This window comes from Mucilaginibacter sp. 320_HR, assembly GCF_059691875.1.
Map to the genome: position 1 here is coordinate 90024 of NZ_JCAWAI010000002.1, position 24645 is coordinate 114668.

Below are 24645 nucleotides of genomic sequence, written 5' to 3' on the forward strand. Positions count from 1 at the left end.
GATCATGCACGAGGAGTTTTTGCTGGCGGCAGACTATTAACTGCTTCCCAAAAAATAATTTTTGCTTGAGCGTTAACGTGTAAACCGTTCATGTTTCTGACGAAGTAAGCATTAAACTCTACAGCTTCGCTCAAAAAATTGCCAGTTTGCTCCAGGTGCCGCAAGTAAAAGCCACGGTCATATAGCATCTTGTGGATATCAAAGAACAGTTTTTGTTCTTTGTATATCTGTAATAAATGAGTTTCTAGTTCTATGCAAAGGACCTGATCCAGCAATTTGCCAAATCCTTCTAATACTTCATATTCAAATCCTTGTACATCTATTTTTATAAAATCTGGTACATGCAACCCCGTTTCCGCCGCAACTTGTTCAAAGCGCCTAAGGTTCGCCTTGGTAGAGCCGATCACCGTAAACCACTTTTCGAGATTAAAACGTCTGAGAACATCCATATTAGGTTCCAATACTGATGAGCATGATTGAGACGCCGTAATATTAATGTCGCGTTCCTCGTTCAGGTTGCTTAAACCCGTTTCCAAAACCATTGCATTTGGGTACTGTAGCCTAATATCAGCCGCTTGTCCGGCATCAGGCTCTATTAGCAATAGCATGAAATTAGGCTGCTGCGCAAAACGCTCCCATTTTGGCGGTAACCCGTAGCTTGCACCAATGTCAACGTAGGTTACTGGAAAAGGTAAATCGTCTATATCAGTTAACGATGACGGCTGGATGTCCTCAATGGCTAAAGCAGTGCCTGGTTCTGGCGGCTCCAAAACCAAAACAGTCCCACCAAAAATCAATTTAAATGAGTCCAGCAGCATAGGAACTTCATAGCTGTTGCGACTGGTTAACGACGCTTCCCTGTCGTTAATTTCGGTTACGATCATGTACTCGCCATTATGCGTATTAACGTATGTAATAAAAGGCAACGGTAATTCATGCAAACGCTCGAAAGGCCAGTTAAATGCTGCATTATCTATGCCGTATGCTTTCAGCGTCTCACTTATTGATAATAAACTTGGGTAGTCGTCATGAGCTTTAAGGTGGCGGCATGCGGTCACCACATCCACTTCTGACCTGAACTTCCTTAACATAGCACTTATCACATGTTCTTCGCTGTCCATTCAATTATGATTGTATTGCGTCCAACAACGGCGCAAAGCATTTTTCCGGTCCGTAACTTTGTTCTATAAAGTCGGCAGCTTCGGCAACTAAGCGCTGTCGTATGAGGCAGTCGTTTATTAATCTTTCTATTTCAAAAGCAAAATCTTCTGTGTTATTAACTATTATTAAACCTTTACCTGCAATTTCTTCAAGGCCGCGGGCACCATGCGCAGTGGTGACTAATGGCACGCTGCTGGCCAGTGCTTCAAGCGTTTTTATCTTCATGCCTGCTCCAAACCTTACAGGGTTAATAATAATGTCTGCATTGTCATAAACCTTGTTGAGGTCAGCGGCGTATCCCTTAAGAAACACACGCTCAGGTAATTCGCGACCGGTAAGCCGGTGACAAACATTGCCGTAAATATGCAGTTCAATATTTTTTTCTGCAGATACCAGAGGCCATGCCGTTTCCATGAAGTAAAATATTGCGTCAACATTTGGCAGGTATTCGCTAGCGATGTAAGTGATTGTATTTACCTTCGGCCGTACAAGTCGCCGGTGAACTAAATTTGGATGAGGGCACAGTACTACTTTTCCGGGAATGATATCATCTAACTTTTTGCGGTCGGGTTCGCATAGAACCATAACATGATCGTACACATCCATAATCCCGAATTCGTCTTCCGCGCACATTTCAGGGATTACGCCGCCATAATTAAATGTGCGAAAGGCTTCGGTACGGTCACTAATGATGTCGTGCATGTCCAGCAGCATTGTTACATCTTCATTGACAAAATTTAGCATATAGCTAAGGTGGATATACTCAATGATTACTGCATCTAGATGAATATCTTTTATTTTTTCGGCAAGCTTTTCACCATACTTCATAGGAGAGAGGGTGCCTTCGTTATCAAGGATGATTACCGTCGCTTTTAGCTCAGCTATTCGCAGCGTTTCCATTGGCGACACTATACCAATGTAAGCGATATATAGTTCGGTATTATTACCCAGGTAACTTACCAGCGCGCTGATGCGTACTCGGTGGCCTGCGCCGCCATTCCAAAAATCAACATCAGTAATCAGCAGGAGTTTTTTCATAGTGAGTTAGCAATGCCGGCGTTGTAAATTGAAGCAACAATAACCTTTTTCACCTCTACGGGTAAAGCTAATAGATGTAACAGTAATGTGCTTACATCATCGAAGAAGTCGACAGGTGAGGCATTAAGCCGCGTTTGGTCGGCGGCAGCGGTTACCATCCATTGTTTCATCCAGGCATTTTCTGGAGCGTCTAGAAATTCTAAAGATGACATGTCGTTCATTATTTCAATAAAAGTAGCTTCGTTGCCTTGGGTAATATCCATCAGGTTTGTGTTACTACCCGTCAGTTTTTTTTCATTAAGATTGCGCAATTCCTCAGTGGAAAGATTTAATCCCTTTCTCAATAAAGCATGAAGATAAAAAGCCAAGGTAAATGCACTATCACTATCTATTGTATCTTGAGCCAGAACATTTGTTAGGATGCCGGTAACCGTCCTTGATAGATTAATTACAGTTTCCACATCCAGCGCTTTAGTTACAACCCCCGGGAATTGATATAACCCGTAAGCAACCCGCCCGGCAGGGAAATTCATAAAGGTGCTGTGGTAGCGGGCAATTACAGGCACCGTCACAAATGAGAACTGCGATAACAACACATTAGCTTCTGCAACTAGCCACGAAAACAGGCTTTCTGAATTGCCAGAAGGCAAGAACCAAGTAACGGAGATATTATTGCCGCGGTAATTACTTAGACCGTATACGCAAAACGCTTCGGGACTTTGCCTAATGACTTTTTCCTGTAGAGGCAAGAGGACTTCCTGTAGGAGTTGGTGCCATTGACTTATGTGACAATATACCGACGTTGTTAGCACACGGTAGTTTCCTGCATTATTATCAACATTTATTGGAACAGATGTATCGTTGCTTAAAAAGCGCCTATTGGTGTATTGGGTATAAAACATTAGCATTTCGGTTACCATTTTTTTTTCGGTTACCTTTTCCATGCTGCGATCAGACGACGTAAGGTGTCCGTCTTGGACTGCAAATTTCAATTTCTGTCCATTCGGCTCGTCAATTGTCAAAGTCTCAGCCCCAAGCGTCCAACGGCCAATTACCCATTCGGCGTTTGTAAGTGCAAATTCATACCGGTGCCTTAACGGCCGAAGTGTGTTTTCTGGAGATGCCCAGTTTTTTGTGGTGCGGTCAACAAGTCTACCTGACGCACAAGAGCCGTCCTTAAAAAGAAATAACAGGTCAGATTCGTACGGCGAAATCAAGCCCAGATAAATGTCCTTTAAAGATGAGAACAACTGTTCTTCACGTATGCGTTCGTCGTCGTCGTGAGTAATGGCGTTAAAAAATCTTTTGTCAGTAATTACCTCTTGTTTCAAACCGGCTTTTTTTAGTCGGCTAATAATCTCGTAATCTTCAAAACCATAACCCTTTATGGCTTCGTTGTAACCTCCTATTTGCATAAAGTCAGTTCTTCTACAGCATATACGCCCCAAAAAGTCAGGAGTATTAGCTATCTCATCAGAAAAGGTAGTTAGGAAAATATCGGGGTCAGAGTGAAAGCAGCTATTAATATAATGAGCGAATCCCATGCCCACAAAATTGTCAGCATCTACGTTACATACCAGTTGGCCGGTGGCTGCATTGAAAGCCATGTTGCGCGACTTGCTCCGTTCGAAATATTCAACTTCATCCACTCGAATGTATTTGACTTTTCCAGCGGCCAAATGGGTAGCCATGTTTATGGTTATCCATTGTTCCAGCCCATCGTTCGAGTTGTAATCTAAAATGACAAATTCTAACGTCGGGTATGCTGCGTTATCAGCAAGGTTTTTTGGCAGCGTTTGCCTAAGATGGTGCAGGCGATTGCGGATTGCTGTGCAAAAGGAAATAGTGTACAACTCACTATAAATTTTAATGAGGAAAAAATTTGAAGTAACCAACGCTGGACAAAGCCAGCGTTGGTTTAATGTGGGTTAGCAGCCCTCGGCATAGCACTTTACAGTGCCGGGATAACTAGATACGCATATGCTATAATTAACAGAATAAGTACAGCTACTAGACTGGAAGCTACCTATAATGTAGCCACCAGAATTCTGGCAATGTACCCAGTGCATCACTGGTGGCGGGGGCGGCGGAGTGGTATAACCACCAACTACATTTTTTTGTTCTTCGCGGGAGAGTTGTTCGGCCTGAGCAAGCAAACCTTTTAAAACAAGTTTTTTCATAAATTAATCTAATTTGGTTTTTAGTAAATGTTCAAAAGGATACAAGGTTGCATGTGCGTGCAACCTTGTATTAGATTAGCAACCCTGCGTGTAAGCTGATGTTGAGCCTGGGTAGTAATACTGGCAAACACCTAAGTTAATAGAGTTGTTGCAGGTGTCTGATTGAAAGCTACCAATATTGTAGCCGCCCGAATTCCTGCAATAAACCCAGTGGTAGGTTGGAGGAGCGGGATCATAACCACCAACCACATTTTTTTGTTCGTCACGTGACAGCTGCTCAGCCTGGGCGAGCAGACCTTTCAATACAAGTTTTTTCATAATTTAAGGTTAAATTGATTAAAAGTAAACCTATATAAAATGTTGATTACTTGCAAGTTAATTCTTATTTTTTTTCTTGATAATTAAGTCATTATTGCCTAAAAAGTAATTTAAAGGCTATTACATTCGCAACAGATCGCAATAAGTAAGAGCGTAATGTCGACGTAAAAATACAGAGTAGTAGTATTGAGAGGTAACGAGTACCTTTGCTTTACAAAGGGTTGGTAAGGTATGCTTAATCAAAACACCCTCAAATAATTGATTTCGGGAACGTTTAGGTGTAGAAATTGCTTACTGTGTGCGTCCCCTAGTCTACACTTATATCTCTATTTTTTACAGAATATGAATCAGTTATACGCTACGCAAATAGCTTAGTGGACGTTTTGGTGATCCACCTTACCGAACACAGCCTTATGTAAAGTCAGTTTAGCTGAAGCCAGTGTGAGTAACACTTCCTTTTATCAGCTGCAACAAAATGTGCTCTCGCCCACCTAACTATTTATTATAGTATAAAACATCGCAATAGCAGCGGCGCCCATCGCAAATAAGGTGATCCACAATAAAGTCCTCGATACCCCACCAATTTTATATTGTCCCATGATTTTTTCACTACCGGCGATCTTTACAATTATAAAAAGCATGGGTACCGCGGCAACTCCGTTCAAAACGGCAGCAAAAATCAGCGCTTTGACGGGATCTAAACCAATAAAATTAATAAGCAGCCCGATGATAGTAGCTGCACAAATCACAGCGTAAAAAGCCGGGGCTCTCTTTACTTTTAAGTTGAGGCTTGATCTCCAACTAAACGCTTCGCATACAGCATAAGCAGCTGAGCCAGAAAGTACCGGGATGGCTAAAAGGCCGAGTCCGATAATGCCAACTGAAAAGATGAGTTTCGCCAATAAGCCGGCGTTAGGGAAACTATCAACTAAAGGTTCAAGTGCCTTAGCCGCATCCGCCGCCGTCTTAATATCTTTAACCCCGCTTTTGTGAAGAACAGTAGCGCATACAACAATGATACTCCATGTTGCAAGCTCCGAAAATATCATTCCGAAGTTATTATCGATTTGCATTTTTTTTATATCAAGCCAACTAACCTGGCGCTTGCGTTTGAAGATGCGGGCTGCTTCGTGCCGTTCTTCAACCTCCTGCGAGGCTTCCCAAAAGAACATGTACGGCGAAATGGTGGTGCCTAAAACGCCGGTAATAATAAACAAGAAAGCGAAATTGAATTCAAAGTTCGGTATAATAGTGGCTTTTAGAACGGTATCCCAGGGTTGATGAACAATAAACAGCGTCAATGGATAAGCAAGCAATGTAACAGCAAGCCATTTTAAAATCTTTGAATAAGTCCGGTAAGAAGTAAATATCTCTAACAGTAAGATGATAAAACTAAAGCCTACTGCCATCAAAACAAATGGCGCGGGTATCAGTAACTGAGCTGCTGATGCCATAGCCCCTATATCCGCTCCGATATTAATGGTATTTGCAACAACCACTAGGCTCACCACAGCATACAACACGATTTTACTGTAATGTTCTTTGACAACAGCACAGATTCCTTTGCCGGTCACCAAGCCTATTCTTGCACAAGCCTCCTGAACGGCTGCCATGAAGGGCAACATATACAAAGCTGTCCATAATTGCCCATACCCAAATTGGGCCCCTGTTTGCGAATAGGTTGCAATTCCCGAAGGGTCATCATCTGCTGCCCCTGTTGTCAATCCTGGGCCCAAAACCGATATGAATTTGAGGAAGCGGTTTTTTGGTGGCTTTTTGCCTTTTTCAGGTTCCATTGTTTTCGTGGCAATTGGATTCAATCTTTTTTAAACATCATACCCTCATTGGACTTTTAGGAGGCCGCTCGTCGCCCAGCAATACGCCCCATTGTTTGTAATTTTCAGTGTGGTCGAATATGAGCTTTAAAATCGAAAGCACCGGCATCGCCAGGAACATGCCTGACAGGCCGGCCATTGCGCCGCCGAGGATGATCCCGACGATCGAAACCAACGGATTAATCCTGACCTGCGAACCCACAATGCGCGGCATCAAAATATTATTGTCCAGGAACTGTACGACCGTGATCGTGGCCAGGACGATCAGGACATCCGCCAGGCGCTCTGAGGAGGCTAGGGTGAGCAGCACCCCCAGGATATTCCCAATCAGGGCACCCAGGTAAGGAACGAGGTTTAGAAAAGCAAAGATGATTCCGATCAATAAGGCATTCGGCATCCCCAAGAGCCATAAGCCGCCACCCAAAAGAATAATGATATAGGTGATCTGTATAAGCAGGCCAACCAGGTAGCTTTTGACCATGACTTCGGTCTGCCGGATGACCGCTTCGACTTGCGGGTGCTGGTCTTTAGAGAACCACATCAGCGTGAACCGGATAAAAAGGTTCCGATACAGCATAATAAAGTAGATATGAATGGGCAGCAGGCCGAGAAATATGATAATGCCTGACAAAGATCCCGCGGCACCGCTCAGGACGCCGCTCAGTGAACTGAAAAGTTTCTTACTCTGCTTATTGATGAATTTCACCTGCTCTGCCGGAGAATAGCCGAACGACCGATTGATCCAGATGCTCAGATCATCCAGGTGTTTAGCCACGGTATGCTGGATATTCGGAAAATCATCCAACAGGGCGCTGACCTGACTGGAAAACAGCCAAATCAGCAGGGCCACGACAATGGTTAATAATAAGATCGGCAAAAAGACCGCGACCACTTCAGGCACTTTGAGCTTCCGGAAAAAGCGGAATACCGGCAAAAGTACCAGGCTGAAAAAGAAAGCTATTAACAAAGGCATAATGATCGTGTTCCCGGCTATGATGACCGTTCCCAGGACGAACAGGCCAATGAGTTCGATGGTGCGCTTTACGGTGACTGGCATATCTTTTTTCATGATCGGCTATGCTTTTTGATGACCCAATACAGGCCTTTCACACCCGTTTGCCATTGGGGGATCACCAGGACGAGCAGGATCTCTTCCAACAGATCAAGAATGGTCAGCGTGGATACTGCATAGAATAGCGGATAAACCGGCTTAGGCAACCAATAGAAAAGGACCAGGAATATGCCTTGGAATATGGTAACAAATTTGGCCAGGTAAGTGTGAAAACTACTGATCTTATGATAACGGATTAGTGCAAAACAAATTTGGGTAATAAAAAGCAGGACCTGTACCATGACCAGCGTAAGTTCTTTTCGCAGAAATTCCGGGTTCACCAGCATCATACCGGTTATTGCCACCGCGATGGTCAGGTCGTCAGAAACAGAATCCAAGATGGCTCCGAAGATACTGGTTACTTTGTATTTGCGGGCGAGGTAGCCGTCGATCGCATCGGTCAGGAAACTGACCATCAGCAACCATTTAAAAACGGCAAGATGGCCGCTGAACAAGAGTATTAAAAGTAGCGGAGCCGCCAATAAGCGGTAAAGGGTAATTGCATTAACCACATAATAACTGGGTTTATGTATCGGCTTGATCGACATGGTTAATTTAGTCATTATCCTTGCCATCTTTATCCTTCACCGGGGATGCCGGATTCGTTCCAATTTCGGTATGCCTGATCTGTCCGCCTAAATAACCGGTCCTGACAATAAATCCAAATCCTACAAGGGAAATAAATAATACGATCAATGCAACTGGCCTAATTAAGAAAGAGCTTTTCCAAGTGACAAAAAGTCCAACCACTGCAATCCCTCCTGTAGCAATCAATAATGCCAGAGATATTATCGCAGATTCTGCATGTTCTTCGATCACATTTTTCGATATGCCCTGCAAGTGTTCGACCGTTTCTTCGGCACCTTCGCCGGTTGCATAAGCTATAGCGGCGCCTATAGCAGAGATGATCAGCAGGTTGTATGCAGCAATCAAAGTCGTATCGCTTTTTTTCCATATCCTATGGATCAAAACAAGGGCACCTAGCGCAGCGCCGATGATCGGCAGGTGGGTGATCAGCAGGTGGATGTGTGTCTCGTACATGATTTTTTTTATTGAAGGTCACTATTTAATCATACTGTTTAAGTAATTGTCATCAAACGCATTAATGATCTTTGTCATTTGTTTTTAGTCGGTAAAGCGCCAATTTTAGGAATTGGAAAAAGCCGTTATGAAAAAGATCCTGATGCTCACCGACTTTTCAAAAAGTGCGGACCACGCCGTAAAAACCGTTGCGAAAGTTTCCCCTCAGTTGAAGGCGGATATTTTGCTTTACAACACATATTATTATCACCCAAAACTCCTAAATTATGCCGACCCTTATGTAGTCGAAGAGTTTGTCCTTCGAAAGAATGAAAGCACCGCGAAACTTAGCCAATTAGCTGTTCAATTGCGGCAGATTATCGCACTCCTTAACAATTTACGCAAAGAAAATGGTTCAGGCCTGCTGGCGCTAGTTCATCACCGGGATGGTTTTTTTTCGGGATTATTTGATGAGTCTACAACAGCTGCGGCACTGGATAACCAGCACCTTCCCCTCATGGTCATCCCTTCATCACAAACCGATGCAGGCTGAGCTTTTTAATCTGCGGGGCCTTAGTGATAGTGAGGTCATCGCTGCCAGGCTAAAATATGGGGCAAACAGCCTATCGTTTAAAAATGAAAACGGATTTGTTAATGCTTTGAAAGGTTTAGCAAAAGAACCGATGGTGATCTTACTGCTAATTACCTCCGGCATCTACTTTATTAGTGGAAATACCGGTGACGGTATCTTCTTGGCTTTTGCAATTGTGCTGGTTGCGGGCATCTCTTTATATCAGGATTCCAGAAGCCGGAACGCGCTCGAGAAGCTGAAGGATTTTTCCCAACCCAAGTGCAAGGTTATCCGGAATGGCGAGGTTTTGGAGATCGACAGCACCTCGCTGGTGGTTGGCGACGCCCTGATGGTCGAAGAAGGTATGTCCGTTATGGCCGATAGCCGGATCGTGCATTCCCATGATTTTTCGGTCAATGAAAGTATCCTTACCGGCGAATCATTAGCCGTTTATAAAGACAGTTCTTCGGCCGATCCATTTATTTTTCATGGGACGACCGTGGCCAGCGGCCTGGCCGTCGCCACGATCACGGCCATCGGCAACCAAACCCGTCTGGGTCAGATCGGCAAGAGCCTGGAACATATTGAAGAAGAAAAAACGCCGCTTGAACGGCAAATCAACAATTTCGTCAAGAAAATGGTGATCGCCGGAGTGATCGTTTTTTTGGCCGTATGGGCGATCAATTATGCGCATACCGCGAATATTTTGGATAGTCTGATCAAAGCGCTTACGCTGGCTATGAGCATCCTGCCGGAGGAGATCCCAGTTGCGTTCACTACGTTTATGGCACTGGGCGCCTGGCGGATGATGAAAATGGGCATTGTGGTCAAACAAATGAAAACGGTGGAGACCCTCGGCAGCGCCTCCGTAATCTGCACAGATAAGACCGGTACCCTAACCGACAATAAAATGAGCCTGGCCAAAGTGTATGCCCTTCAAGGGGGGCGGATCACGGATGCTAAAGCAAATCTATTTTCGGAGGAAGAACTACAGTTGGTAAGTCTGGCCATGTGGGCCAGTGAACCAATACCCTTCGATCCGATGGAGGTGGCTTTGCACGCGGCCTATGAGGGCTCTTCGCGCAAAGATGAGCGACCTGATTACCGGATGATCCACGAATATCCTCTTGGCGGCAAACCGCCCATGATGACCCATCTGTTTGAGAATGCAGCGGGGCACCGGATTATTGCCGCTAAAGGCGCACCGGAAGCATTAATCAGCGTCAGTCTTTTAAGCAGTGATGAGAAGCAACGGATCGCATCGGCGATTGAGGCCATGGCCGTTGACGGGTATCGGGTACTGGCCGTAGGGAAAACTCGTTTTACCGGAAATAATTTCCCCGTCAGGCAGCAGGAATTTAATTTTACATTTAAAGGGCTTGTGGCCTTTTATGATCCGCCTAAAAAGAACATCAGTGCTGTATTAAAGGAGTTTTACAGTGCCGGTATTGCAGTTAAGATCATTACAGGAGACAATGCGGAAACCACTGGGGGCATCGCCCGGCAGATTGATTTCCAGGGCGCTGATCAACGCATGAGCGGCGACGAACTGATGCGCCTTCCCGAAAAAGCGCTTAGCGACCGGGTGGAAACCACAAATATATTTACCCGGATGTTCCCGGAAGCCAAACTTAAGATCATTAATGCGCTGAAAGCAAAAAATGAAATAGTGGCTATGACCGGTGACGGGGTTAATGATGGCCCCGCGCTTAAGGCGGCCCACATTGGCATTGCCATGGGTAAAAAGGGTACGGAGATCGCTAAACAGGCCGCATCCTTGATTTTGCTGGAAGATGATCTTTCGAAAATGGTAGCCGCCATTGCCATGGGCCGGCGAATTTATGCCAATTTGAGAAAAGCCATTCAATACATCATCTCCATTCATATTCCGATCATTCTGACGGTATTTATCCCGATAGCCTTAGGCTGGGTATATCCTAACATTTTTTCACCCGTGCACATTATTTTCCTGGAACTAATTATGGGACCTACCTGCTCGATCATTTATGAGAATGAGCCGATGGAAAAAAACACGATGCTGCAAAAGCCGCGTCCCTTCAGTGCCACTTTCTTCAACTGGAAGGAGCTAGCGCTAAGCATCATACAGGGTTTGGTGATCACCGGGGGTACGCTGGCCACTTACCAATATGCGGTAAGTCAGGGCGCTGACGAGCCGCTGACACGGACAATGGTATTTGTTTGCTTGATCACGGCGAATATTTTGCTGACCCTGGTCAACCGTTCCTTTTATTATTCATTGCTTACCACTATCCGGTACAAAAATAATTTGGTATTAATCATTATTGGGATTACCCTGCTTATATCAGCTTCGCTAATCTATTTTAAGCCGTTAGTACAATTCTTTGGCTTTGAACATTTGAATATCAGTCAGCTAACGATAAGCTTCATGATTGGCTTTATCTCGGTTATATGGTTTGAATTGTTTAAATGGCGGACACGTACCAATATAGGATTATAAAGAATCAGACCTGTCGAAATATACTGCCTATGCTTTTAGCATTCCGTGCCTTAGTGGTTGGGAGTGGCTTTGTGCTGATGATGGCGGATCTTATTGTATTAGGGTTTCACAGTCAGGTAACACTTAATTTTACAGAGTGTTAAATGATTAAGAACCTGCAATCATATGATCCAACGAAACAATTGCTTATCAATTATTACTTTTGTGAAGTTTGAAAAGCTCACGGCCATATTGCTTTTAACAGTTTCCTGTTTTCGACAACTGAATTACACAAGTTACCGAAGCTGCCTATGGATTTTTAGCACTTTGCCGAACACCGGAAGGAAAACAAAAGCATTTCATTCTTCCAATTTCTGGATATGCACTATGTGCACCGTAGCCCAAGGGACAAAGACTACAGCCAAGACATGAAGCTGCCCTTTAAATCGACGGATAAGTGCATGGCAATTATATTATCGGTGCTGGTTCCTCAAGTATCACCGCCGCTCACCCTTGCCGTTACAATTTCGGCAAAGATGAAATTACAAGCCTCCAATTCCGGGTTTAATTATTCCAATTAAAGCAGGGAGGATGGTCAGCTGGAACACGAAATTAATTGTTCGCGCATTCATTAACTGTTGGTGATCTTTTTGCTTGTGGTTCCGGAGATAGGTATCAAAGTCAACAACGAACTTATAGTCGACATCATTAATCCTGATGTCGATCATTTTGCGGTTTTCGAGTACTCCAGGTCAGGGCTGCAGAGGCGGTCTCGTAATGATACCCCATTAACTTGCTGAGCGAATGAGTTTGTTCGGCCTCTTCCCCGAGAAACATGGCCGTGAGTAGCTGCGGTGTTACCTTTCCCTGGCGATCTGCAATTGCTGGTAGTAAGTGGTGATGGTAAGTTTGACCCACTCCAGGTAATCATTGGTTTCTTTAAACTTTAATCCTAAGATGGCGGCGATCCACATCCCAATGCTCGATTTTCACATAATGTTTAAAAGCGAAACGAACGCGTTCTTTGTTGACCGTAAAACCAGCGTAACCGTTCATCACACTGTCCTTATCCTTTCTTTTTTGATGGTGAAATGCACATCAAACGACTGTGATGTTTGCATAAAATCTAATTTTTAAGTTTTAAATGTTTATTACTTCATCCAGTTTTTAGGTAACACAACAGGTAACACAAACACCGTAAAAATTGGTCTATAATCAAACTTTCAACGCTATAATAAACTGTATTCAATTCATTGAATCGGTTTGTGTTACCTAAGTTAAAAACAAAAAACAGGTAGTCGGATAGGTAACGAGAACCTTGGTTTTACAAAGGGTTGGTAAGGGGATAATTAAAAGAAAAACCCCCTAAATAAGCTATTTAGAGGGTTCTGACAGCGTTTGACGGCTGACTTTGTGCGCCCACCTGGGCTCGAACCTATTTCCTTAAATCATTGAATTTCAATGATTTGCTTTAGTTGTCGTTGTTTAAGGTAGTTACATAGGTAACACGCCCTATTGACTATACAAATATACTAATTTGCTCGTCACCAACAGAATTATTGATGAGAAAAGCCTCTATAAATATATTCCTATAGTCCAAACTTGATTGGGGTCGAAGTAACCTTTTTATAACTTTTAAACATCCTATCCCAAAACGGAAAGACCGATCCATAATTGGAGTTAGTTTCAACTACGACATTTGAGTGATGTATCCGGTGCATTAGTGGACTAATGATCATTTTCCTTAATAAAAAGTCAGCTTTTTGACTGATCCTGATATTGGAGTGGACCAGCAATACTACAGGAAAGAACAAAATCCCGTAAGCGACCAGTCCCGTAACGGTTATGCCCATTAATATAAGAAATACCGCTTTGGCAATTACTGAAAAAAACAATTCAACCGTATGAAACCGGACAGCCGTAGTGCTATTCATCCGTTCATCCTCGTGATGGAATTTATGGAATTTCCAAAATAATGGGATTTTGTGATTGATACGGTGCCACCAGTAAACAAAAAGATCGATACAAAGTATTTGGAGCACTATGGATAATAATGTAGGGATTTTGGCAAAAGGGATCAGGCCAATGCCCCTTATTGAAGTATAACCCATCAGCTTTTGCAGGTAATAACCACTTACAAATGAAAATACCAGATTGACCAGGCCCACCTTGATATTTTTTAAATCGTGATCATCTTTCAGCAACTCCTGCCTTTGCGGGAATAAATGTTCCGCAATGTAGGCCAGTATAAAAACAAAGCCAACCGCCAGGGACTGTATAATAGTATTCATAGCCTCAATTTACGAGATAGCTAAAGTTAAGCGTAAAAGACGCTTGTTTATAATTCATAAATCCAACTTTATCCTATATCTTCAATTTTGAATTACGATGAAACCACCATCAAAGGTTTTATTTGTTTCTATGATGCTGGGAATTTCGTCTTTTTAAAAAGCCGTCAGCCGATGAACAGCGTATATCTTTTAGAATTACAGGAACTATGGACAATTACCTTGATGAAACGATAAATGTATACCGCGATGCCGCATTAAAGCCTGATGTTGGCCTTTGCTGTACCACGACTCCCATGAATGCCTTTCCGGGGCTGGAAATACCGAAGATCATGCAGGAAATGAATTATGGCTGTGGTTCCATAGTAAGCGCCAATGACCTGGCTAATGATCCAACCATACTTTACGTCGGTGTTGGCGGTGGTATGGAGCTATTGCAGTTTTCCTATTTCAACCGAAACAAGCAAGGAGTTATAGGGGTTGACATTGTGGATGAGATGCTGCAAAGCTGTGCCGACAATTTACTGGAAGCGGAAAAATTAAATTCCTGGTTCAAAAAAGAATTTATTGATCTGCGCAAGGGATCTGCTTTAGCGCTTCCTGTAGCGGATAATTCCATAGACGTTGCCGGTCAAAACTGTCTATTCAATATTTTCAAGGAGAACGATTTGAAACAGGCATTAAATGAAATATACCGGGTGTTAAAGCCTGGCGGGCGTTTGGTCATGTCTGATCCGGTTTGCGACCAACCCATGAGCGAAGCCTTACGGAATGATGATCGGTTAAGGGCCTTATGCCTTACCGGTTCATTAACTTTAAATGATTACATCAAAAGTATAACCGATATCGGTTTCGGCACCATAGAGATCAGGGCTAAAAGGCCATACCGGATTTTGGCTCCGGGCCAGTATCCTACCGAGGAATTGTTGTATATCGAAAGCGTGGAAGTCTGCGCCATCAAAGACCCCATGCCCGCTGACGGCCCCTGTATATTTACCGGAAAGGCGGCTATCTATTATGGTGAAAAGGAGTATTTCGATGATGAAAAAGGCCATGTTTTGATGCCTAACCAGCCCTTAGCTGTTTGCGACAAGACTGCCGGGAATTTGGCAGCACTGAAGCGGGATGATATTTTTATCTCCAACTCTACCTGGTTTTATGACGGCGGAGGCTGTTGCTAATCGATACAGCCGATGAAAATATTTATTACAGGCGTTACCGGCTATATCGGCCAAAAGCTGGCTATACAGTTAGCCGATGATGGGCATACAATCCACGCGCTGGTGCGAGATGCGCAGAAAGGAAAATCTTTACTGGATCATTCCAATATCCTGTTATTTACCGGGGATATTTTAGATCCGGTTTCCCTGTTAACTGCCATGACTGGCTGCGGGCAGGTCTACCACCTGGCGGCATTAGCTTCGGTATGGCATAAAAATCCCCGAAGCTTTCATCAGATCAATGTGAACGGGCTGAAAAATGTTTTAGATGCCTGTTTGACAGCGGGTATAACCGACGTGCTGTTCACCTCAACGGCTGGGGTTGTTGGGGATTCTAAGGACGGTGAACCTGTGTGCGAATTGACCAACACTGATCCTAAATTGGAAACGCTTTATGAACAAAGTAAAGTAGCTGCGGAGCAACTGATCAAAACTTATATTCCGAGGGGTATCCGTGGCATCATTGTGAATCCCAGCCGGGTGTATGGTCCCGGATTATTAACCGAAAGCAATGGATTCACGAGGTTAATGAAAATGTATGTGAGCGGCCATTGGAAAATTAAACCTTGCAATGGAAATAGCATCGGCAACTATGTATATATTGATGATACGATAAACGGACTGATAGCCGCAATGGAAAAAGCCAAACCCGGCGAACGTTATTTGTTGGGTGGGGTGAATGCCACATACAATGAGTTTTTTAGCCTGGTGGATGAAATTACAGGAGTAAAAAGAAAAATGTACAATGTTCCTTTACCGGTTATGCTGTTTCTTTCCAGGATACAATTAATGATGGCTCGTCTGTTTGGGAAACAACCCATGATCACCCCGCCGTTTGTGAGGAAATACACCAAGCAGTGGATTGTAACTTCCAAAAAGGCCGAACAGGAAATAGGTTACACGATAACCCCGTTAAAAGAAGGGGTAAGTAAAACGCTGGACTGGCTCAATCAACCTGCCTGACAGCCGCGACCAACTCATCATAAGAATAAGCCGCTTCGTGAAACTTCCTTTTGCCATTTTTCACGATCAGGGTTCCGGGTAGCGCACCAGACCAATCAGTACTAATCTTTTCGTTGTATGAATTTGGCGCTTCGTTGAGTAAGTAAACCTCGCCGGTTAATTGATGCGCCTTTACAAAAGGCTGCACCCCGCTTTCCAGTTTGGATTTAAGATCGGCACTGATCAGGATAACTTTAACAGGTTTACCTTTAACCGAAGTTTTGAATTTTTCAAATTCAGGCAGTTCTTTAACACAGGGTTTGCACCAGGTGGCCCAAAAGTTGATCACATACGTTGTATCTTTCCCTTGTCTGATACGGCTTTCCAGTTGCGAAACGGTAATTAGTTTAACTTGCTGAGCTTTTAAATGGAAAGATAAAAGCAAGCAAAAAGCTAAAGTATATAAGATCTTATTTTTCATGACTTTCAAATTAATTCATCCGGTATGGAATGATATACGTAAATTTCAATTGACAGATGAAAGTTAGCGTAATTATTCCTGTATATAACGAAGCCGGAAACATCGGCCAATTACTTAGTTATTTAACCCGCTTTGGTTATGATAGTTTGCAGGAGATCATTGTATGTGATGGCGGCAGCACCGATCAAACCCTCAACATTGCGAAAGCCGCCGGAGCGATGGCTGTTTTATCGCCTCAAAAAGGGAGGGCGGCACAAATGAATTTTGGCGCATCGCTGGCTAAAGGCGACCTGCTTTATTTCGTTCATGCCGATACGCTGCCGCCTGAAACCTATATGACAGATATTGCCAATGCCGTTAAAAACGGTTATGATATGGGCCGGTATCTTTCTACCTATGACAGCAAAAGTTGGCTGCTTAAATTAAATGCCCTATTGAGCCGCCTGGACACGTTCGGCGGGATGGGCGGGGATCAAACCCTGTTCATCAAAAAAGACCTGTTTGAGCAAGCCGGCGGATTTGACGGCACGATGAAGATCATGGAAGAGTTTGAATTTTGCGCGAGGGCAAGAAAAAGGGGGAAATATAAGATCATTACAAAACCGGTACTGATCTCTGCCAGGAAATATGATACCAATGGCTGGTTTACAGTCCAAAAGGCTAACTACACCATTGTCAGGATGTATCAAAAAGGGGCAAGCCAGGAAAGTATGGTTTTGAAGTATAAGGAGCTGCTGAACTACCGCTAAACTGAAATTCCGTTTAGTTCCAAATCCGCCGCTTCATCCACGTCATGCAGCTTTTCCAGCAAACTGTAGCTACATTGCAATTGGTTGACAGTAGCTATGGTCTGATCGATTACCTGGTCAGTACTCCAGGCTTTACCGATAAATAATTCAGGGATGTACCGGTTTGAACCTATGAGGTAATAACCGCCGTCGAACGTAGGCCCTATCACGACTTCGCTACCGGCCAAAGTGGATATAGCCTGTTCAAGTACTGCCGTTTGTAATTGATAACAATCACTACCAATGATCATCACCCTTTTAAAACCCTGTTCAAAAAGTTCTTTGAAAGCGTTGGACATCCTTGCGCCCAGATCCTCCCCGAATTGCTGCCTTTTAGTAAAGCCAGGGAATGTCCAAATATCGTGTTCGACTACCTGATTGGTGTAATAGACGAATTTGCGGCAGTTTAAGGGTATCGTGACCTGGCGGGTATGGCCAAGTAATAAATTGTAAACAGACAATGCTTTTTCATCACCGATCACCCTCGCCAGCCGGGTTTTAACTTTACCCAGTTCCGGGTGGCGTACAAATAGGATCAGCGCGGTGTTTAAGGGAGTAATATCGGTCATACTTATTCGGCGACTGCGCCGCCGCAACTTGATCCCGCACCCGCGGTACAGCCGTAGCAGTGCTGTTTCAAAATGATCTCCCTGTTTTGCAATAAACTCAAATCAAAATCGGATAAGTGCTGCGAGGTTATTGGCGTAACTTTCAGGTCGAGCATTTGGTTAAAATCACAATCGTATAAATAGCCGTCCCATCCAACAGAGATGGTATTGCGACACATCACATTGTTGACAGCGGCAGGATTGAACGCGCTGATCAGTTTTTCCATATACTTATCGTAGTTGTTGGTTGTCAAAAGATAATCCAGATAGCGGCTGATGGGCATATTGGTAATGGCAAAAAGGTTATTGAAACTGATGTTGTATTTTTTCATCAGCTCAAATTTATATTCTTTTTCCAGCGCATCCTGCGATGGCGGTAAGAATGCACCAGCCGGGTTATAAACAAGGTTAAGAGTTAGGCCGGTATCAGCAAGGCCGTAGCCCACGGCATTTAACATTTGTAAGGCTTTAATGGAGTCTTCAAATACGCCGTCACCACGCTGTTTATCCGTTCTATCCTGTGTAAAGCTGGGTAAGGAGGAAACTACTTCGATCCGGTGCAGTTTAAAAAATTCAGGGAGATCGTGGAAACGTTTATTAGCTAAGATAATCGTGAGATTACAGCGCACAATAATATGCTTTCCTAATGCTTTGATCTGCTCCACAAACCATCTAAAATCAGGGTTGAGTTCAGGGGCACCACCCGTTAGGTCAACAATTTTGATGGGGGAACCTGCTAACACATTCAGGCACAACTGCATGGTTTCCCTGGTCATGATCTCTTTGCGGTCAGGCCCGGCATCCACATGGCAATGCTTGCAAACCTGGTTGCACATTTTTCCCATATTCACCTGGAAGATTTCGACACCACCAGCTAATAGGGGAAACATCCCCAGATCTGCGACTTTCTCCTGGAAAGAAGCATGTTTATGCTTCGGATCATGTTCTAAAATATCCAGTTGATAAGCACTATTGGCTAAAGGGTTTTGCAGAACTTTGAGGGATTTGATCATTACATGCTGATTTCTTTCACTTTGTTCATCATCTGTACACCATGTACCAATACCGCGCCGCCTTTGATGGCTGAGGCCACATGCACCGCTTCCATCATCTGCGCTTCGCTAAAGCCTTTTTCATAGGCATCGCTGCTGTAAGCGTCAATACAGTAAGGACATTGTACGGCATGAGCAACAGCCAAAGCGATCAATGATTTTTCCTTCGCGGTTAAAGCACCATCCTTAAAAACTTCACCGTAGTAGGCAAAGAATTTATCGGCCATTTCCTTTTGGTACTCTCCGATGTTGCCAAATTTTCCGAGGTCTTCGGCATTATAATAATGATCAGCCATTGTTTTCAGATTTATAATTATTCAAATATAAACTCCAATCGTACTTTTTAAAATGTATCGTTGGGTTAGTGCCTGCAGGTATGATCTTATTTCTGATCAAGATATCCAGCATTCCCTTTTTGCCGCCAAAATCATGGCGAAACCAACCCATGAGCGCCGGAACATCCACTGTATTTTGCTCTTTATTGTAAGTTACCTCTCCCTTTAAATAAGTTTTGACGGCCACATTTAACTGCTTGTCTAATTGCTCCGGTTCATAGAAAGCGATAGGCGGACAGCTTTTAGCTCCGCAGTTCAACGCGAAATGGATACGGTAATCCAGGTTTTCCACCCGGAACTTTTTTTCAAATCCGGAAGGGAAAAGCTTACTCAAATAACCTTCGCTCCATTTAACCTTGCTATGCCGCAATATCCCATGCTCGATCAGGTCCAAGCTTAATTCCTGTCCGGCAACGTGTATCTGCTTACTGGAAAAGAAAGAACCGCGCGTTTTATATTGATCAGGGTCTTTTTTTAAGATAACCTGGGTAAAACCGTTATACAGGTTTAGCCAGAAGGCCAGTTTTTTAGGGTCATTATTCAACTGCCCGGCTAAAACATTTTGATCCGCATTTTTCAAGGTATCGATAAATGCAGTTGTGCTATCGCCTGTTTTAGCTGCGTAGAGAAAGTTTTCTGATAATTTGATGTAGTTTGGGGCTTTGATGGTTTTCGGTTGCGCGTTGGCTGATACCGTGATCAACAGGAAGAATACCATTAAAGTTGATTTAAAAGAAAGTTTCAAACGCATATATAAATTACGTAATAAAATTTCTTATGGCTTTATGAAACTGAAATAAGAATTTCTTTGGAATTATAAATCATTCATCGTAATATTGCAATATAAAGTATGGGCTTAACTAAAACAGAAATATTCACCGAAGAACAGAACAGGTTAGCTGTGATGCTCAAAGCCATCGCGCACCCTGCCCGGATCGCCATCTTGCAGGAGATCATTAAATCGAATACCTGTATCTGCGGCGATCTGGTAGAGGAATTGGGTTTAGCGCAGCCGACCATTTCACAGCATTTGAAAGAACTAAAAAATGCCGGACTGATACAAGGCACCATTGAGGGCGTAAGCGTTTGTTATTGCATCAATCCACCGGTATGGAATGAACTGAAAGAACAAATGAACGGGTTCTTCGCGGCTTATGATCTGAAAGCGACCTGCTGTTAAAAAAATTTGAATAAATCAATCGCAATATTGCAATAATATAATAAACACAAAGCCATGAATAAAGTAGAAGCGATCAATTGGAAAACCTTTAACGATACCTTATTACAGCATCCCGACCTTGACCTGCAATTCCAATATGCCGAAGGCAAACTGGTAGATGCGGCTTACCATATTACCGAGATTAAACAAGCTCCTATTACCTCGGTAGATTGCGGCGGTGTGATGAACGCCTGGACAGAGATCATTGTGCAGTTATGGGTACCTGAAGGCGAACAACAGGAACGTTCTATGAAAGTAGGTAAAGCATTATCTATTGTTAACATCGTTGAAAAAATGCTGCCGCTTAACCCTAATGGTACGGTAAAGATCGAGTTCGGTAATTCTGAGTTTGATACCCGCCAGATGTTCCCCAATGAAATGATCGTGGACGGCAGCGCCTTAACCGTTGACTTACGTCCGGATGCCGTACAATGCAAAGCTCAAACCCGTGGCGGCAGTTGCGGCACCAATGATAAAGGCGAAGAGTGCTGCGCACCGGTTGCCGAAAAACCGAAAGTACAATTAGTGAACCTGGCTGCTGCACCTGCTGAAGCTTGTTGCACACCGGGTGGCGGCTGCTGCTAAATATTAAGGAAATGATCATCGACCAAGCCAAAACCTACCGGGACAAAATCATCGAGCTTCTGGCGGCTGAAAAGCTGCCGGTGGACGATTTGCCGGAAACGCTGGATAACTTTATTGTTGCTATCCAAGATGGCGAGGTGATTGGCATAGGCGGTGTTGAAGTTTACGCGAAGTATGGCTTACTTCGCTCACTGGCTGTCCACCCTGAACATAGAAAAGCAGGCATAGCTACAACTGCTGGCACGTTTGGATCATATCAGTAAACAAAAGGGCCTGTCAGAATTATACCTGTTAACTGAAACAGCGGCAGCATACTTTGAACAGAAAAATTACAGCAAGATTACCAGGGACGAAGTACCAGCCGAGGTGCAGTGCTCATCAGAGTTCAGCCATGTTTGCCCGGTATCAGCCATCGTAATGAAAAAGATAATATCATGAATAAGAAAAATATATTAGTGCTCTGCACCGGCAATAGTTGCCGCAGCCAACTGGCTGAAGGTTACCTGCGTTACTTTGCGGGTGACAAGGCCAATGTTTACAGCGCAGGTATCGAAACCCATGGCGTAAATCCAAAAGCGATACAGGTGATGGCTGAAGATCATATCGATATCTCCAGGCATACTTCTAACCATGTAGATGAATATATAGCCATACCCTTTGACCAGGTGATCACCGTTTGTGATAATGCAAACGAAGCCTGCCCATTTTTTCCGGGCAAAGTGGAGCGCTTCCATGAGAACTTTCCAGACCCTGCCAAAGCAACTGGTACGTCTGAAGAGGTGATGAATGAGTTCAGACGGGTAAGGGATATGATCAAAATTTACGCGGCTGACTTTGTAAGCGAACACGTGAACTAAGTTTTTTTTGCACCTATCAATCGTTAAATAGCAATAAACCAATTAAACCCTAAAAAATAAAGTCATGAAACAATTATCCTTACTTTTATTAGTCGGCTTACTGGTAGTAAGTTCCGCTTTTGCACCTGCTGGCGACCCCGTTTACCCTGAACTGGCGCAAACTTTTAAAGCCATTAAAAAAAGCAGTCCGATAGCCGATGCCCGGCAGGATGATCTGGGCGGCATCCAGCAATTGGGGATTGTTGTTAAAGGAAAAAAACAACCCGTGATCGTAGAATTTGTCGGCAATGATGGCTTTAGCGCCCAGGTTGCTAAAGCGGTACTGAAATCTTCCCTGGCATCTTATGGCATCAATGACGTTAAAATATTTGTAGTGGGCACCGCAACATCGGCTAAAGTGGCTCCGGCACTGGTAAAGCTCGGCTTTAAAGTAAGTGGCGATGAAGCTAAATATAATGACCAGGGCGGTTCGGTTACATTTGAAACCTCGCCATCGAATCCGCAGGCGATCCATATTGTGGTACAGGAAAGCGCAGCGTCATTACTCGCCAGCCCTGATAAGTTTGCCGTAAAACTGAAATATGCACCGTTAGCGGCCACTGCAACAGACGAGCAGTACGACACGCAAGCCAAGCTGATCACAGCGGAAATGCTATTTGCCGCCACTAAATTCAAAGAAAACTGGAAGTAGTTAATACTCAATTCATATTAAAACACGATATACGCAATAAATTATGTCAGCAAACAACTGTGCCCCCGTGGCCGAACGCAAAAAACTAAGCTTCCTTGATAGCTACCTCACGCTATGGATATTCCTGGCGATGGCTATCGGGGTGGGTATTGGTTACTTCATACCATCCTCATCCGGCTTTATCAATTCCTTTTCCAGCGGTACGACCAATATCCCTTTAGCTATTGGTTTGATACTAATGATGTACCCGCCGCTGGCTAAAGTGAAATACGAGAATATGGGCGAGGTATTCAAGGATACCAAAGTATTGAGCGCTTCACTTATCCTGAACTGGATCATCGGGCCGGTATTGATGTTTGTTTTAGCCATTACTTTATTGCGTGACCACCCGGCTTATATGGTTGGTTTGATACTGATCGGACTGGCCCGTTGTATCGCGATGGTGGTGGTTTGGAATGAACTGGCGGAAGGCAACCGGGAGTACGCTGCCGGGCTGATCGCATTGAACAGTATCTTCCAGGTGCTATTATACAGTGTTTATGCTTACCTGTTTATCACGGTACTGCCGCCATTGTTTGGGCTGAAAGGATTGGCTGTCAACATCACCATTGGCGAGATCGCCAAAAGTGTCGGCATCTACCTGGGCATTCCGTTTGCTGCCGGTGTTATCAGCCGTTATGCGCTGATCAAATTAAAAGGTGAAGAATGGTTCCAAAACAAATATGTGCCTTTTATCTCACCGATAACTTTGATCGCATTGCTGTTTACCATTGTGGTGATGTTCAGTTTAAAAGGTAACCTGATCGTACAGATACCTTTTGATGTATTACGAATCGCTATACCGCTGGTGATCTACTTTACTATAATGTTCGTACTAAGCTTTTTTATCGGCAAATCCTTTGGTGCCGATTATTCAAGGAGCACCTCGATAGCCTTTACTGCTACCGGCAACAACTTTGAACTGGCGATAGCCGTAGCCATCGGTGTGTTCGGTATCAATTCGGGTGAAGCTTTTGCCGGAGTGATTGGCCCGTTGGTAGAAGTGCCAGCACTGATCGCTTTGGTGAACCTGGCCTTTTACTTCCGTAAGAAATATTATACCGCTAAATCTTTAACCACCGTAGAATAATGAAGATCGCTCTTTTTTCAGATATCCACGCGAACCTGCCGGCATTGGAGGGATTTTTTGCTGACGTACAAAAGCAACAGCCTGATGCAATTTATTGCCTGGGTGACCTGGTAGGCTATAACATCTGGCCGAACGAAGTCATTGACGAGATCCGCAAACGTAACATTCCCTGCATTACAGGTAACTATGACTTCGGTATCGGCAGGCATAGTGATGATTGCGGTTGTGCCTATAAAACAGACGAAGAAAAGGCTTTAGGCAAAATATCCATCGCTTATACCAACGAGGTAGTAAAAGACGAACAGCGGGCTTATTTGCGCACATTACCGGCACATATCCGTTTGGAGTTCCAGCTCAATAATGATAAGCTCAATGTACTTTTTGTGCATGGCAGTCCGCGCAAGGTTAACGAATACCTGTTTGAAGATCGGGACGAGAAAAGTTTGCTACGCATTATGGAAACCGCTGATGCCGATGTGATGTGCTTCGGCCATACGCATCAGCCTTATCATAGGGTTCTTACCGATAAAGGCCAGTTCTACCATGCCATCAATATAGGTTCGGTTGGCAAGCCCAAAGATAAAGACCCCCGTGGCGGATACGTACTGCTGCATATCAATGAAAACAGTTCCAAAACTGATAAAGACAGTATCAAGGTCGAGTTCATCCGCTTTGATTATGATATTGAAAAAGCGGCCAAAGCGGTTGAGGAAAGCCCGCTGCCGAATGAATACGCTGACATGCTAAGAAACGGATAA

28 protein-coding genes are annotated in these 24645 nt (G+C 43.9%); 12 read left to right on the top strand and 16 right to left on the bottom strand.

Going from position 1 to position 24645, the window contains the following annotated elements; translation table 11 throughout:
- Positions 1–2: 2 nt before the first annotated feature.
- From AC59GT_RS05940 to AC59GT_RS05980, 9 genes are all read right to left on the bottom strand, one after another.
- Positions 3–1121, bottom strand: a complete 1119-nt coding sequence (locus AC59GT_RS05940; RefSeq protein WP_497236779.1) for an FkbM family methyltransferase — start codon at positions 1119–1121, stop codon at positions 3–5.
- A 4-nt stretch (positions 1122–1125) separates the two neighbouring features.
- Complete coding sequence (locus AC59GT_RS05945; RefSeq protein ID WP_497236780.1) at positions 1126–2199, bottom strand: glycosyltransferase; 1074 nt, start codon at positions 2197–2199, stop codon at positions 1126–1128.
- Positions 2196–4052, bottom strand: a complete 1857-nt coding sequence (locus AC59GT_RS05950) for a glycosyltransferase family 2 protein (RefSeq protein ID WP_497236781.1) — start codon at positions 4050–4052, stop codon at positions 2196–2198. The genes AC59GT_RS05945 and AC59GT_RS05950 overlap by 4 nt, the downstream gene beginning before the upstream one ends.
- Before the next feature lie 75 nt (positions 4053–4127).
- Positions 4128–4379, bottom strand: coding sequence for a hypothetical protein (locus AC59GT_RS05955; protein ID WP_117382112.1), 252 nt, complete (start codon positions 4377–4379; stop codon positions 4128–4130).
- A 75-nt stretch (positions 4380–4454) separates the two neighbouring features.
- On the bottom strand, positions 4455–4697 hold the full coding sequence (locus AC59GT_RS05960) for a hypothetical protein (protein WP_117382111.1): 243 nt from the start codon (positions 4695–4697) through the stop codon (positions 4455–4457).
- A 491-nt stretch (positions 4698–5188) separates the two neighbouring features.
- Complete coding sequence (locus tag AC59GT_RS05965; RefSeq protein ID WP_497236782.1) at positions 5189–6493, bottom strand: NRAMP family divalent metal transporter; 1305 nt, start codon at positions 6491–6493, stop codon at positions 5189–5191.
- A 37-nt stretch (positions 6494–6530) separates the two neighbouring features.
- On the bottom strand, positions 6531–7601 hold the full coding sequence (locus tag AC59GT_RS05970) for an AI-2E family transporter (protein WP_497236783.1): 1071 nt from the start codon (positions 7599–7601) through the stop codon (positions 6531–6533).
- Positions 7598–8191 carry a CDP-alcohol phosphatidyltransferase family protein gene (locus tag AC59GT_RS05975; protein WP_497236784.1) on the bottom strand — a complete coding sequence of 198 codons (594 nt, stop codon included), beginning with the start codon at positions 8189–8191 and terminating at the stop codon, positions 7598–7600. The genes AC59GT_RS05970 and AC59GT_RS05975 overlap by 4 nt, the downstream gene beginning before the upstream one ends.
- 7 nt (positions 8192–8198) lie before the next feature.
- Positions 8199–8684, bottom strand: a complete 486-nt coding sequence (locus tag AC59GT_RS05980) for a hypothetical protein (RefSeq protein WP_497236785.1) — start codon at positions 8682–8684, stop codon at positions 8199–8201.
- A 127-nt stretch (positions 8685–8811) separates the two neighbouring features.
- On the opposite strand from AC59GT_RS05980, the gene AC59GT_RS05985 reads away from it, so the two are divergent.
- Together AC59GT_RS05985 and AC59GT_RS05990 are read left to right on the top strand one after the other, a co-directional pair.
- Complete coding sequence (locus tag AC59GT_RS05985; protein ID WP_497236786.1) at positions 8812–9216, top strand: hypothetical protein; 405 nt, start codon at positions 8812–8814, stop codon at positions 9214–9216.
- Positions 9206–11713: a cation-translocating P-type ATPase gene (locus tag AC59GT_RS05990; RefSeq protein ID WP_497236787.1), complete on the top strand. Its 2508-nt coding sequence runs from the start codon at positions 9206–9208 to the stop codon at positions 11711–11713. Before AC59GT_RS05985 ends, AC59GT_RS05990 begins: the two co-directional genes overlap by 11 nt.
- A gap of 521 nt (positions 11714–12234) precedes the next feature.
- On the opposite strand, the gene AC59GT_RS05995 is transcribed toward AC59GT_RS05990, so the two are convergent.
- Positions 12235–12420: a phage integrase SAM-like domain-containing protein gene (locus AC59GT_RS05995; RefSeq protein ID WP_497236788.1), complete on the bottom strand. Its 186-nt coding sequence runs from the start codon at positions 12418–12420 to the stop codon at positions 12235–12237.
- Between the two features lie 861 nt (positions 12421–13281).
- Entirely contained in the window at positions 13282–13983 is a 702-nt protein-coding gene (locus AC59GT_RS06000) for a sterol desaturase family protein (RefSeq protein ID WP_290308939.1), read from the bottom strand.
- Positions 13984–14189: 206 nt separating this feature from the next.
- Here AC59GT_RS06000 and arsM point away from each other — a divergent pair, with 206 nt between their 5' ends.
- Positions 14190–15161, top strand: a complete 972-nt coding sequence (gene arsM / locus AC59GT_RS06005; RefSeq protein WP_290308938.1) for an arsenosugar biosynthesis arsenite methyltransferase ArsM — start codon at positions 14190–14192, stop codon at positions 15159–15161.
- Between the two features lie 12 nt (positions 15162–15173).
- Positions 15174–16163, top strand: a complete 990-nt coding sequence (locus tag AC59GT_RS06010) for an NAD-dependent epimerase/dehydratase family protein (RefSeq protein ID WP_497236789.1) — start codon at positions 15174–15176, stop codon at positions 16161–16163.
- On the opposite strand, the gene AC59GT_RS06015 is transcribed toward AC59GT_RS06010, so the two are convergent.
- Positions 16147–16623, bottom strand: coding sequence for a TlpA disulfide reductase family protein (locus AC59GT_RS06015; RefSeq protein WP_497236790.1), 477 nt, complete (start codon positions 16621–16623; stop codon positions 16147–16149). The two genes, AC59GT_RS06010 and AC59GT_RS06015, sit on opposite strands and share 17 nt — an antisense overlap.
- Positions 16624–16679: 56 nt before the next feature.
- Here AC59GT_RS06015 and AC59GT_RS06020 point away from each other — a divergent pair, with 56 nt between their 5' ends.
- On the top strand, positions 16680–17372 hold the full coding sequence (locus AC59GT_RS06020; protein ID WP_497236791.1) for a TIGR04283 family arsenosugar biosynthesis glycosyltransferase: 693 nt from the start codon (positions 16680–16682) through the stop codon (positions 17370–17372).
- On the opposite strand, the gene AC59GT_RS06025 is transcribed toward AC59GT_RS06020, so the two are convergent.
- From AC59GT_RS06025 to AC59GT_RS06040, 4 genes are read right to left on the bottom strand one after another with little or no spacing between them, the layout of a single operon-like run.
- Positions 17369–17980, bottom strand: coding sequence for a TIGR04282 family arsenosugar biosynthesis glycosyltransferase (locus AC59GT_RS06025; protein WP_497236792.1), 612 nt, complete (start codon positions 17978–17980; stop codon positions 17369–17371). The genes AC59GT_RS06020 and AC59GT_RS06025 overlap by 4 nt on opposite strands.
- Positions 17981–17982: 2 nt before the next feature.
- Positions 17983–19032 (bottom strand): arsenosugar biosynthesis radical SAM (seleno)protein ArsS, encoded by a 1050-nt coding sequence (gene arsS / locus AC59GT_RS06030; protein ID WP_497236793.1) that lies wholly within the window; start codon positions 19030–19032, stop codon positions 17983–17985.
- Entirely contained in the window at positions 19032–19367 is a 336-nt protein-coding gene (locus tag AC59GT_RS06035) for an arsenosugar biosynthesis-associated peroxidase-like protein (RefSeq protein WP_191165255.1), read from the bottom strand. Before AC59GT_RS06035 ends, arsS begins: the two co-directional genes overlap by 1 nt.
- Complete coding sequence (locus tag AC59GT_RS06040; protein WP_497236794.1) at positions 19360–20157, bottom strand: DUF547 domain-containing protein; 798 nt, start codon at positions 20155–20157, stop codon at positions 19360–19362. Before AC59GT_RS06040 ends, AC59GT_RS06035 begins: the two co-directional genes overlap by 8 nt.
- 99 nt (positions 20158–20256) lie before the next feature.
- On the opposite strand from AC59GT_RS06040, the gene AC59GT_RS06045 reads away from it, so the two are divergent.
- The 7 genes from AC59GT_RS06045 (at position 20257) to AC59GT_RS06075 (ending at position 24645) form a co-directional block, all read left to right on the top strand.
- On the top strand, positions 20257–20586 hold the full coding sequence (locus AC59GT_RS06045) for an ArsR/SmtB family transcription factor (RefSeq protein ID WP_290308930.1): 330 nt from the start codon (positions 20257–20259) through the stop codon (positions 20584–20586).
- Positions 20587–20640: 54 nt separating this feature from the next.
- Complete coding sequence (locus AC59GT_RS06050) at positions 20641–21210, top strand: DUF6428 family protein (protein WP_497236795.1); 570 nt, start codon at positions 20641–20643, stop codon at positions 21208–21210.
- Between the two features lie 11 nt (positions 21211–21221).
- Complete coding sequence (locus tag AC59GT_RS06055; protein WP_497236796.1) at positions 21222–21473, top strand: GNAT family N-acetyltransferase; 252 nt, start codon at positions 21222–21224, stop codon at positions 21471–21473.
- 171 nt (positions 21474–21644) lie between these two features.
- Entirely contained in the window at positions 21645–22067 is a 423-nt protein-coding gene (locus tag AC59GT_RS06060; protein ID WP_290308927.1) for an arsenate reductase ArsC, read from the top strand.
- Positions 22068–22131: 64 nt separating this feature from the next.
- Complete coding sequence (locus AC59GT_RS06065) at positions 22132–22758, top strand: hypothetical protein (protein WP_290308926.1); 627 nt, start codon at positions 22132–22134, stop codon at positions 22756–22758.
- 43 nt (positions 22759–22801) lie between these two features.
- On the top strand, positions 22802–23887 hold the full coding sequence (gene arsB, locus AC59GT_RS06070) for an ACR3 family arsenite efflux transporter (RefSeq protein ID WP_497236797.1): 1086 nt from the start codon (positions 22802–22804) through the stop codon (positions 23885–23887).
- Positions 23887–24645: a metallophosphoesterase family protein gene (locus AC59GT_RS06075; protein WP_497236798.1), complete on the top strand. Its 759-nt coding sequence runs from the start codon at positions 23887–23889 to the stop codon at positions 24643–24645. Before arsB ends, AC59GT_RS06075 begins: the two co-directional genes overlap by 1 nt.